This window comes from Saccharothrix luteola, from assembly GCF_020859565.1.
In the GTDB taxonomy this organism is placed as follows: Bacteria; Actinomycetota; Actinomycetes; order Mycobacteriales; family Pseudonocardiaceae; genus Actinosynnema; species Actinosynnema luteola.
This window is the reverse complement of record NZ_JAJHUO010000045.1, coordinates 84,667-87,516: the sequence shown is the minus strand read 5'-3', so window position 1 is coordinate 87,516 and position 2,850 is coordinate 84,667. Positions and strand designations below refer to the sequence as shown.

Genomic DNA, 2,850 nt, shown 5'->3' with positions numbered 1-2,850 from the left:
TACGGTGGAGCACGGACGGGTCTTTCTGCTCGGCGGACGAGTTGGTCGCACTTCTCATCCTGCCGCCGAAAGACCCGTCCCTCGTCTCAGGCCCTACCAGCCGTCACCAACGTCATGACCCGCAACAACTAGCCGCCGATCCGGGACGGCGTGGAATCAGGTCTTCACAGCGCGTTTCCTTACCGTTACAGTTCTGGGAGCGCTCCCAGAACTGTTCCGGTCAGTGTGGACCACGGAACGGGCCTTCCTTCGCGGGCGGGTCGACGTGGTCCCGCACGCGAAGGAAGTGATGTGGATGACGGAGTTCCCGTCCCGTCTGGATGCGCCCGCGCACGCCCTGCGGACGTTGAGCATCCCGTTGCTGCGGGGCTCGCTCGGAGTGGTGTTCGTGTGGTTCGGCGCCCTCAAGGTGACCGGCACGACCCCGGTCGCCGACCTGGTCGCGCGGACCGTTCCGTGGCTCGACCCGGGCGTCTTCGTGTTCGCGCTCGGTGTGGTGGAGGTGGTGCTCGGCATCGCCCTGGTGGTGGGGTTCCGGTTGCGCTGGGTGGCGCTGCTGGTCGTGCTCCACCTGGCCGGCACGTTCTCCACGCTCGTCGTGCAGCCGTCCGTCGCGTTCCAGACGGGCAACCCGCTGCTGTTGACCATGACCGGCGAGTTCGTGGTCAAGAACCTGGTCCTGATCACGGCGGGCCTTGCGGTCATGTCGGCGGACGCACCCGTGCGGCAGCGGGTGGCGCGCGTCGACGTCGCCCGGCGGTGATCGCGGTGCTGCGGGGTCCCGACCGACCCCGCAGCACCATCACCCCCGGCGGGTCAGGTGCGCGGCCACGCCGTCGAGGTAGAGGTCGAGGCTGAACCGGAAGTCGGCCTCCACGTCCTGCTCGTCGAAGAGGTTGGGCTGGTCGAACACGCCGGCGTCGACCACCCGGCCGAGGGCGGGCAGCCGCCGCGGGTCGACCAGCTGTCGCAACGCCCGCGCGTAGGACGGTCCGAACGCCTCGGGGTTCTCCCGGAAGCTCTCCGCCAGCTCGGTGGTCATCCGCATCTCGCCGTGCACGAACGTCAGCAGGCCCATCACCACGCCAACCTTCTCGCCCTCGTCCAGCGGCGTGCCGGCGAGCGTGCCGAGCGCGCTGTCTAACCAAGCCAGGTTCTTCGGCCCGAGGGGCGGTCCGGCGAGCGGGATCCGGGCGTACCAGGGGTGCCGGCGGAGCACGGCCAGCACGGTGGTCGCCCACAGCGTCAGCCCGGCGCGCCAGTCGGCGGTCGCCGGCATCGGGGGCGGTTCCTCCAGCGCGGCGTCGGACATCAGCATGAGCAGCTCGTCCTTGCTCTTCACGTGCCGGTAGAGCGCCATCGTGGAGTTGCCGAGCTGCTGCGCCACCCGGGCCATGGACACCGCGCCGAGCCCTTCGGCGTCGGCGACCTCGATGGCGGCCCGGGTGATCTCGGTGACCGACAACGACGGCTTGCGGCCACGCCTCGGCGCCTCGCGCAGGCCCCACAGCAGGGCAACGTCCGCTGGCAGCTCGTGCTCCTCGGCCATCCATCACCCTCTCGTCACCGCCGTCGACCAGTCTAGGGCTACCGGAATTAACTGCGTATGAGCTACGCTCTTTAGCGTACCTAATACACAAAAGGGGGCGGCGATGATCGTCGAGGCCACCGGCCTGCGCAAGGCGTACGGGTCGACCGCGGTGCTGGACGGGATAGACCTGGAGGTCGCCGAGGGGTCGGTCTTCGCGTTGCTCGGTCCCAACGGCGCGGGCAAGACGACCACCATCCGGATCCTGTCCACGCTGTCGCGCCCGGACGGCGGCCGGCTGCGGGTGGCCGGGTTCGACGTGGTGCGCGAACCGGCCGAGGTGCGCGGCGTGATCAGCCTGACCGGCCAGTACGCGGCGGTGGACGCCGAGCAGACCGGCCGCGAGAACCTGGTCCTGGTCGGCAGGCTCATGCACCTCGGCCGACGGGTGGCGAAGGCGCGCGCGGCCGAGCTGCTGGAGCGGTTCGACCTCGTCGGCGCCGCCGACCGGCGGGTCAGGACGTACTCCGGTGGGATGCGGCGGCGCCTCGACCTGGCCATGAGCCTGGTCGCCGAGCCGAAGGTGATCTTCCTGGACGAGCCGACCACCGGGCTCGACCCGGCTAGCCGCACGACCATGTGGGACGCCATCCGCGACCTGGTCCGCACCGGCGCCACGATCTTCCTCACCACCCAGTACCTGGAGGAGGCCGACCGCCTCGCGGACCGGATCATGGTGCTGGACAAGGGGAAGGTCGCCGCGCACGGCACCGCGGACGACCTCAAGGCCAGGGTCGGCGGCCACCGGCTGGAGCTCCGCTTCACCTCGGGCGCGGCGCTCGACGTCGCCGCCGCGCTGCTCGGCGGCCTCGCCGACCGCGAGCGGCTCGTGCTCGGCGTCCCGTCCGACGGCACGGCCGCGCACCTGCACGCGGTGCTGGACGACCTGCGTGCCGCGGCCGTGGTCCCGGAGCAGGTCTCCTCGCACCGCCCGACCCTCGACGACGTCTTCCTCGCCCTGACCGCACGTGAAGGAGTGCCGGCATGAGCCACGCGATCGCCGACTCGATGACGATGATCGGCCGCAGCATCCGGCTCGGCAGGCGCAACGTCGACACGCTGATCATGTCCGCCGTCCTGCCGCTGCTGATGATGACCCTGTTCGTGTACGTCTTCGGCGGCGCGATCAACACCGGCACGGGGTACATCAACTACGTGGTGCCCGGCATCATCCTGCTGTGCACCGGTTACGGCGCGGGGGGCCCCCCCCGGGCGGGGGGGGCCCACCAGGAACGGCGGCCGGTCGACCCCCCGCGCCCCCA

Annotated in this window: 3 protein-coding genes and 1 pseudogene; 3 read left to right on the top strand and 1 reads right to left on the bottom strand. The window is 70.8% G+C overall.

Annotation, left to right across the window (positions count from 1 at the left end):
• Nucleotides 1-295: 295 nt before the first annotated feature.
• Nucleotides 296-763: a DUF417 family protein gene (locus LNK82_RS42950; protein WP_230572567.1), complete on the top strand. Its 468-nt coding sequence runs from the start codon at nt 296-298 to the stop codon at nt 761-763.
• Nucleotides 764-802: 39 nt separating this feature from the next.
• Here the strand turns inward: LNK82_RS42950 and LNK82_RS42945 are convergent, their stop codons facing one another.
• A complete protein-coding gene (locus LNK82_RS42945) occupies nt 803-1,549 on the bottom strand; it encodes a TetR/AcrR family transcriptional regulator (protein ID WP_230572566.1) in 747 nt (248 codons plus the stop codon).
• A gap of 103 nt (nt 1,550-1,652) precedes the next feature.
• Between LNK82_RS42945 and LNK82_RS42940 the strand changes: the two genes are divergently transcribed.
• Complete coding sequence (locus LNK82_RS42940; protein ID WP_230572565.1) at nt 1,653-2,576, top strand: ATP-binding cassette domain-containing protein; 924 nt, start codon at nt 1,653-1,655, stop codon at nt 2,574-2,576.
• Nucleotides 2,573-2,850, top strand: a pseudogene (locus LNK82_RS42935) (hypothetical protein); the annotation flags it as partial. The gene LNK82_RS42940 and the pseudogene LNK82_RS42935, both read left to right, overlap by 4 nt.